The organism is Nonomuraea maritima (assembly GCF_900100395.1).
Lineage (GTDB): Bacteria > Actinomycetota > Actinomycetes > Streptosporangiales > Streptosporangiaceae > Nonomuraea > Nonomuraea maritima.
This window is the reverse complement of sequence record NZ_FNFB01000050.1, coordinates 21063-28688: the sequence shown is the minus strand read 5'-3', so window position 1 is coordinate 28688 and position 7626 is coordinate 21063. Positions and strand designations below refer to the sequence as shown.

The following is a 7626-nucleotide window of genomic DNA, read 5'->3' as shown; positions in this document are numbered from 1 at the left end:
GGCGTCGGGTAGAGGCGGAAGTTGTACCGAAGCTGCATGGTAATAAGTGTACCATTCGATCTATGGATGTTCGCATGGGTATTCGAGAAACCAGGGAACGACTCGGTGACCGAGTCAACGCCGCCCACTATCTTGGTGAGGCCACCATCGTCGAGCGAAACGGCACACCATACGCGGTCCTGGTTCCCTACGAGTGGTGGACCAGCCAGCAAGACCATCCCGACACCTCTGAGTGACGCCGGTTCGCCCAGCGGCGAATCGGCGAATCTTGCTCCGCTACGCGGGAGGGTCCGCTTCACCCCCGGCCTGAAGGCCGGAGCACAGCGGACGAACCTGGTAGCAGTGGAAGTGCAGCGTCCATGGCTCGTCGTCGGCGAGCCCTGAACCGGCGAACAACTCAGGGAGAGGGCGCAGGATCGCCGCCCCCATCGGACCGACGGCGTCGCAGAGCGGTGTGACCTCGACGCCGGAGACGGTCATCAGGTGAGGGGGCACCCGCCTGATTCTAGAAGCGTTCAGGCGGCGACGGGCCTGCGCGGGACGAACTCGAAGTCGATGTCCGCGGCGTAGACGGCCCGGCGGCAGTGCGCGCAACGGTACATGATCGGGCCCTCGTCGAGCTCGTGGTGGCACTGCGGGCAACGGTTGACGGTCTTCATGATTCCCCCAAGAAGGTCTCTGCATTTCATGGAACCCTCATCGAGTTGCAGGGGCCCTGCAGGACGCTTGACGCGATGGGGTGCCTTTCGCCCCGTGCGCGGTCATTCTCCTCGCCGTACGGGTGCGCTGGTGGACATTCTCCTGCCTACGCCGCCCGCTCGCCCGGCAAGACACGAGAACCGGCCCGGGAATAGTCCGAGCGGGCTAGGTGTTTCGTGGTACGGATGGCGTGGTAGCTTTCAACCAAGCGTTGAGCCTTTCGCTCCGCTGGTCTTCTCCATCCGGCCCTCGTCCTCGCGACCTCGGGCTTCTGTCTTCCTCACTCCGCCGGGTGCGGCATGCCCTGGCGCATTCCCTCAAGGGGCACACCATGTCCACGCGTACCGAAAATCGCACCGTTCCTGAACAACGCCCGGCTCCTGGTGCCGCGGTCCACCAGGTCAGTGGCCTGCTGGACGTACACGACAAGTCCATCTTCATCAGGGCCGCGCACCTGCCGCAGCCGGGCGACGTGCGCCTGCCGCCCGAGAAGGTCCGGCAGTACGCCCTGCGCCCCGGCGACCACGTGGTCGCGTCGTTCCAGGGCAACAAGCTCGTCGGCGTCGACGAGGTCAACGGCGGCGCCGAGTGGCGCGAGCGGCCGAACTTCGCCAACCTCACGCCCGTGCACCCGACCGAGCGGCTCACGCTCGAGACCGAGTCGCTGAGCACGCGCGTCGTCGACCTGTTCGCCCCGATCGGCAAGGGGCAGCGCGGCCTCATCGTGGCCCCGCCCAAAGCCGGCAAGACCATGGTCCTGCAGGCGCTGGCCGCCGGGATCAGCCGCAACCACCCCGAGGTGACGCTCATGGTGGTCCTCGTGGGCGAGCGGCCCGAGGAGGTCACCGAGATGCGGTCCACGATCCCCGGCGAGATCTACGCCTCCACCTTCGACCACCCCGACCGCGACCACGCGGCCGTCGCCGAGCTGGCCGTCGAGCGGGCCAAGCGGCTCGTCGAGTCCGGCCGTGACGTCGTGCTGCTGCTCGACTCGCTGACGCGGCTCGGACGGGCCTACAACAACCTGGCGCCGGGCGGGGGCCGCGTGCTGACCGGCGGCATCGACGCCCGCGCGCTGTATCCGCCGAAGCGGTTCTTCGGCGCGGCCCGCAACGTGGAGGGCGGCGGCTCGCTCACCATCCTCGCCACCGCGCTTGTCGACACCGGCTCGCGTATGGACAACAGCCTCTACGAGGAGTTCAAGGGCACCGGCAACATGGAGCTGCACCTGACCCGCGAGCTGGCCGAGCGGCGGCTGTTCCCCGCCGTCGACCTCGACGCCTCGGGCACGCGGCGCGAGGAGATCCTGCTGAAGGTCCCGGAGCAGCAGGTCGTCTGGCGGCTGCGCCGCATGCTCACCGGCCTCGACCGGCAGCAGGGCATGGAGCTCCTCGTCGACCGGCTGCGCAAGACGCCGTCCAACGCCGCGTTCCTGCACGAGGCCGCGGCCGCCTGACCCGGCGCATCCACCAGAATGGGCCGCATGCTGGCCGACATCGTCGATTTCCTCATCTGTCCCCTCTGCCGGGCCGACCTGCGGCTCGACGCCGCCGCCGTGCGCTGCGAGGCGGGGCACTCCTTCGACGTCGCCAGGCAGGGGTACGTCAGCCTCCTCGTCGGTTCGCGGCCGCCAGGCACGGCCGACAGCACCCCGATGGTGGCGGCGCGGGCCGCGTTCCTCGACCGCGGTCACTACGCGCCGCTCGCCGACGCCGTCGCCGCGACAGTACGGACGTACACCGCAAACAAGAACGTTCCAGAAAATCGTGCAGCATCCCCCGAAAACACTGACGACGCGGACCCGAAGGCGTACCGTGGGGCCCGAGTGGACGCCGGTTACGGCGCGGAGGACGGGGTTCCCGCGCGGCAGCCGGAGATCGTCGACGGTCGTCGCGCGGCGGGCAGGGTCGCGCCGCTGATCGTCGACGCCGGCACGGGCACCGGGCACTACCTGGCGGCCGTGCTCGACGCGGTGGACGATGGCATCGGGATGGCGTTCGATGTGTCGAAACACGCTGTGCGCCGGGCGGCGCGGGCGCATCCGAGGGCGGGGGCGTTCGTGGCCGACGTGTGGCGTCCGCTCCCGATCAGGAGTGGGGTGGCCGATGTGGTGATCGACGTGTTCGCGCCCAGGAACGGGCCGGAGTTCCGGCGTGTCCTGCGTCCGGGCGGCGTCGCGGTGGTCGTCACCCCCACGGCGAAGCACCTCAGCCCGCTGGTGGCCGAGCTGGGGCTGCTGTCGGTCGACGAGGAGAAGGAGCGCCGGCTGGCCAGGAGCCTTGAGGGGTTCTCGGAGGCCGAGCGGCGCACGATCGCGTTCGAGATGGAGCTGGGGCACGACGACGTCGCCCAGGTGATCGGCATGGGGCCGAGCGCCTGGCACCAGGACCCGGACGCGCTGGACGAACGAATTTCATCCCTCTTTTCCCGAAATGTCGCGAAAAGGCGTGAAAAAGTGGTGACGCGTGCGGCCTTTCATCTGTCTATCTTCGAGCCCGTCCCCCGATCAAGCCGCATTCCTTGACGGGCATAGGCGACCGATGTTACTGATGGGGCGTTTAGCCCGAAATTCCCCCACATTCCCTGAGTATTTCTCCGGCACAGGCGCGATACTGGACGGCATCCCACGCCCCGGGGCGCGGGACGACAACGGGAGGGGGCGCGCCGGATGAAGGCGGAGGAACGCTGGCAGGCCAGGTTCCGCGCGTCGCGCATGACGCTGCCGACCCCGGCGAGCCAGGCACCCAACCGCTCCATCTACCGCTCCAACGCCACCGGCACGTGGGAGGTCTACGCCCGCGACCGCGTGACCGGCGTCACCCGCCAGGTCACCGACCGCCCGTGGGGCACCGCGTACGCCGCGATCGACCCCGGCGGCCAGTGGATCTACTGGTTCGCCGACACCGACGGCGACGATTTCGGCAGCTGGTGGCGTCAGCCGTTCACGGGCGGTCCCGACGAGCCCGTGGCGCCCGACCTGCCGCCGGGCCAGCCCGCGGGCATCGCGCTGTCGGCGACCGGCGTGGCCGCGATCAGCCTCGCCAGCGAGGGCACGTTCCGCATTCACCTGGTGCACCCTGGCCGGCCCGCCACCACCCTGTACGAGCACACCGAGGCCGCCTGGGTGGCCGGCATGACGCTCGACGGCTCCCTCGTCGCGATCAACCACGCCGAGTACGGCGACTTCCGCCACCCCGCCCTGCGCGTCGTCCACCAGAACGGCGACACGGTGGGCGAGCTGCACGACGGCCCCGGCAAGGGCGTGGTCGGCCTCGGCTTCGCCCCCGTGCTCGGCGACCGCCGCCTGCTCGCCCTGCACGAGCGCCGCGACCGCCGCGAACCCATCGTCTGGGACCCGGTGACCGGCGAGCAGCGCGAGATCTGGCTGCGCGACCCGGGCGACCTGAACGCCGAGTGGTACCCCGACGCGCGCGGCCTGCTCATCATGCGCGACCACCGGGCCCGCAGCCACCTGCACCGCTACGACCTCACCGGCGGCGGCCTGACCCTCATCGACACGCCCCGCGGCGTGATCGAGGAGGCCGCGCCCCGTTCCGGCGGCCACGTCGAGTACTCGTGGTCGAGCGCGTCGCACCCGCCGGTCATCCGCTCCAGCACCGGCCAGGTGGTGGTCAACGCGAGCGGCCCGCCCGCCCCGCCGAGCGTCCCCATCCAGGACGTCGACGTCGAGGGCGAGGGCGGCCGCGTCCACGCGCTCGTCTCCAAGCCCGAGGCGGGCGCCGCCCCCTTCCCCACCGTATTCCTGCTGCACGGCGGCCCGGACACGCACGACCGCGACGCCTTCTCCCCCGAGACCGCCGCCTGGGTCGACGCCGGTTTCGCCGTCGTACGGGTCAACTACCGCGGCTCGACCGGCTACGGCTCGGCGTGGCGCAACGCGCTGCACGGCGACGTCGGCCACATCGAGCTGGCCGACGTCGCGGCCGTCCGGCAGTGGGTGATCGACCAGGGCATCTGCGACCCGTCCAGGACGGTGCTGACCGGCACGGGCTGGGGCGGCTACCTCACGCTGCTCGGCCTCGGCACCCAGCCCGACCTGTGGGCGGCCGGCATCGCCGCGGTGCCGATCGCCTGCCACCGCGACTCCTACGAGGACGAGGCGGAGAGCCTGCGGGCCTTCCACCGCGCCCTGCTCGGCGGCTCGCCCGACGAACAGCCGGAACGGTACGCCGCGAGCTCCCCCATCACGTACATCGAGCAGGTCAAGAGCCCGGTGCTGATCCTCGCAGGCGAGAACGACTCGCGCTGCCCGATGCGCCAGATCGAGAAGTACGTGGCCAGGCTGGCGGAGCACGGCCGCGAGCACCAGGTCTACGCCTACGACGCCGTCGGCGCCTCGCTCGTGGTGAGCGAACGCATCACGCAGACGGCGCTGCAGCTGGAGTTCGCGCGCAAGCACACGAGCGCCATGAAGATCGACGGCTAGGGCTCAGCGGGCGCGCAGCACGAGGATGGCGAGGTCGTCGGCGCTCGGCTCGGCGGCGAACTCGGCGGCACCCCGGCGGATGCGCTCGGCGACCGCCCTGGCCGACAGCCCGGCGCACTCCGACAGCATCCGGGCCAGGCCGCCGTCGTCGTCGAGCAGCCGCCCTCCTGAGCGGCGTTCTGTGACGCCGTCGGTCACGGCGAGCAGCACGTCGCCGTGGTCGAGGTGGACGGTGTCGGCCTCGAACGCGACCTCGTGGAAGACCCCGAGCAGCGACTGCGGCGTGGTGACCGCCTCGACCTTGCCGTTGGGCTTGAGCCGCAGCGCCTCGGGATGCCCGGCCGAGACCAGGCGCACCTCCAGCCCGTTCGCGACCGGCGTGATGTCGCCGTGCAGCAGCGTGAGGAAGCGGGCGCGCTCGCCCTCCTCCATGATCGCCTGGTTGAGCCGGCCGAGCACCGCCGCGACGCCGTAGCCCTCGCGGGCCAGCAGGCGCAGCGTGTGGCGGGCGAGGCCGGTCACGGCGGCGGCCTCCGGCCCGGTGCCGCACACGTCGCCGATCGCGAAGCGCCAGTAGTCGTCGCCCGCCTTGAACAGGTCGTAGAAGTCGCCGCCGACCTCGTTGGCCTCTCCGGCGGGCTCGTAGACGACGCCGTAGTCGAGCCCCGGGACCTCGGGCTCGTTGGGCGGCAGCAGGCTGCGCTGCAGGGCGCGGTTGGCGGCGGCCTGCTGGGCGTACAGCCGGGCGTTGTCCATGGCCAGGGCGGCGCGCCTGCCGATGTCCTCGGCGAACTGGATGACCTCGTCGGTGAACCGGTCGGGACGGCCCAGGCACATCAGGCCGAGGCTGCGGCCACGCGCGGTGAGCGGCACGGCCAGCACCTGCGTCTCGCCCATGGCGATCGCGGACGTGCGCCGGTTGTCGGCGGCCGAGACGTCCATCTCCGCGATCTGCTCGCGAAGGGCGTCGTTGCGGGCCTCGTCGGCGTGCCAGAGGTAGACGAGGCGCGGGCCCGCGTCGTCGGCGGTGTAGACGGCGCACCAGCTCGACAGCCGCGGCACCACGACCTGCGCGATGATCGCCGGCACCATGTCGGGGTCGAGCGTGCCCGCCAGCAGGTCGCTCGCATCGGCCAGGAACCCCAGCCAATGTGTGCCCCTGGAGCTCTCCTGCAGCCATTCGGCTGCCACTTGTTCGGCCGAGCCAGGTAGCGTGAGCCTAGCCCAGTGGACACGGGAATCGCCCGAGAAGGTGACTCCCCATTCCTCGACACTGACGGAAGGAGCTTTGGGATCGCCTTGGGGGAGGCTTCGCTGCCGCAGTTCGACCTGCACCGCGTCGCCGAAATGCTTCCAGATCACCTCGAACGGCTCGTCAGCGACCTGCTCGGCCAGGTCTCCCGCGATCTGCTCGGCGGTGTGGAGCACTCCGCCGGTGGCCCACGCGGTCATCACCTCGCGCGTGAACCGCATCGCAGACGTCACCGCCGTCTCGCCGGGCGCGAACGTCGCGGCGAGCACCGCATGAGGAGAACCAGTCATTCCCCCGTGCCTACCACACTTCACGCTGACTTGGGGTAAATCCAAGGGCAGGACTACGAGCTACTCAACGTGACAGACTTGAATCACTCGCCGGAGCCGGCCGCGAGTGAAGGAGGCCCCATGACCACGGCCAAGACAGAGCCAAGCGCTGAGGAGCGGACGTACACCGAGTCCGACCTCATCCCCATCCTGGAGACGCTTTTCTCGTGGCGTGACGGCGATTTCCGGCGACGGGTCCCCCACGCTCCCCCCGGGATCCTCAGCGAGGTGCGACTGCTGCTCAACGAGGTCGCCGACCGGCGCGAACACCTGGCCAACGAGCTGGTACGCGTCCGCAAGGAGGTCGTCAAGGAGGGCAGGTTCGGCGAACGCCTCACCCCTGGGCCGGGCGTCGGCGCCTGGGCCGAGAGCGTCGAGTCCGTCAATATGCTGATCGACGCGCTGGTGAGCCCGGTGAGCGGCGCCGCCGACGTCATCGACGCGGTCGCCAAGGGCGACCTGTCGCGGCGCATCGACCTCGACCGCTCGGCCCGCGGCGAGGTGCGGCGGCTGGGCAAGGCCATCAACGGCATGGTCGACCAGCTCGCCCTGTTCAACAGCGAGGTCACCCGGGTGGCGCGCGAGGCCGGCACCGAGGGCCGGCTGGGCGGCAGCGCCAACCTGCGCGGCATGTCAGGAAGCTGGCGCGACCTCACCGAGGCCGTCAACACGATGTCCTCCCGCGTGGCGGCGCAGGTGCGCGACATCGCCGTGGTGACCACCGCCGTGGCCAAGGGCGACCTGAGCCGCAAGGTGACGGTCGACGCCGTGGGCGAGATGTTCGAGCTGAAGAACACCGTCAACACGATGGTCGACCAGCTGTCCGCCTTCGCAGAAGAGGTCACCCGTGTGGCCCGCGAGGTCGGCACCGAAGGTCAGCTCGGCGGCCAGGCGCAGGT

8 protein-coding genes are annotated in these 7626 nt (G+C 70.5%); 5 read left to right on the top strand and 3 right to left on the bottom strand.

From position 1 onward, the window contains the following. Window positions 1-236: type II toxin-antitoxin system Phd/YefM family antitoxin (locus BLR04_RS40245; RefSeq protein WP_218129329.1), on the top strand; the 236-nt coding region annotated here is incomplete at its 5' end. A 40-nt stretch (window positions 237-276) separates the two neighbouring features. On the opposite strand, the gene BLR04_RS41145 is transcribed toward BLR04_RS40245, so the two are convergent. Next, window positions 277-495 (bottom strand): hypothetical protein, encoded by a 219-nt coding sequence (locus BLR04_RS41145; RefSeq protein WP_176903536.1) that lies wholly within the window; start codon window positions 493-495, stop codon window positions 277-279. Window positions 496-515: 20 nt separating this feature from the next. Beyond that, entirely contained in the window at window positions 516-659 is a 144-nt protein-coding gene (locus tag BLR04_RS41140) for a hypothetical protein (protein WP_176903534.1), read from the bottom strand. Between the two features lie 371 nt (window positions 660-1030). On the opposite strand from BLR04_RS41140, the gene rho reads away from it, so the two are divergent. From rho to BLR04_RS38115, 3 genes are all read left to right on the top strand, one after another. Then, entirely contained in the window at window positions 1031-2155 is a 1125-nt protein-coding gene (gene rho / locus BLR04_RS38125; protein ID WP_090774038.1) for a transcription termination factor Rho, read from the top strand. A gap of 27 nt (window positions 2156-2182) precedes the next feature. After that, window positions 2183-3223 carry a putative RNA methyltransferase gene (locus BLR04_RS38120; RefSeq protein WP_176903532.1) on the top strand — a complete coding sequence of 347 codons (1041 nt, stop codon included), beginning with the start codon at window positions 2183-2185 and terminating at the stop codon, window positions 3221-3223. A gap of 144 nt (window positions 3224-3367) precedes the next feature. Then, window positions 3368-5146: a S9 family peptidase gene (locus BLR04_RS38115; RefSeq protein ID WP_090774037.1), complete on the top strand. Its 1779-nt coding sequence runs from the start codon at window positions 3368-3370 to the stop codon at window positions 5144-5146. A gap of 3 nt (window positions 5147-5149) precedes the next feature. Here the strand turns inward: BLR04_RS38115 and BLR04_RS38110 are convergent, their stop codons facing one another. Further along, entirely contained in the window at window positions 5150-6688 is a 1539-nt protein-coding gene (locus BLR04_RS38110; RefSeq protein ID WP_245740988.1) for a PP2C family protein-serine/threonine phosphatase, read from the bottom strand. Between the two features lie 120 nt (window positions 6689-6808). On the opposite strand from BLR04_RS38110, the gene BLR04_RS38105 reads away from it, so the two are divergent. Beyond that, window positions 6809-7626, top strand: an 818-nt coding sequence (locus tag BLR04_RS38105) for a HAMP domain-containing protein (RefSeq protein ID WP_143022410.1), incomplete at its 3' end; no start/stop codon positions are given.

Bases quoted from the DNA above. Each gene is read 5' to 3' on its own strand.
- BLR04_RS41140 (WP_176903534.1), bottom strand. From the start codon at position 659: ATGAAGACCGTCAACCGTTGCCCGCAGTGCCACCACGAGCTCGACGAG.
- rho (WP_090774038.1), top strand. From the start codon at position 1,031: ATGTCCACGCGTACCGAAAATCGCACCGTTCCTGAACAACGCCCGGCT.
- BLR04_RS38120 (WP_176903532.1), top strand. From the start codon at position 2,183: ATGCTGGCCGACATCGTCGATTTCCTCATCTGTCCCCTCTGCCGGGCC.
- BLR04_RS38115 (WP_090774037.1), top strand. From the start codon at position 3,368: ATGAAGGCGGAGGAACGCTGGCAGGCCAGGTTCCGCGCGTCGCGCATG.
- BLR04_RS38110 (WP_245740988.1), bottom strand. From the start codon at position 6,688: ATGACTGGTTCTCCTCATGCGGTGCTCGCCGCGACGTTCGCGCCCGGC.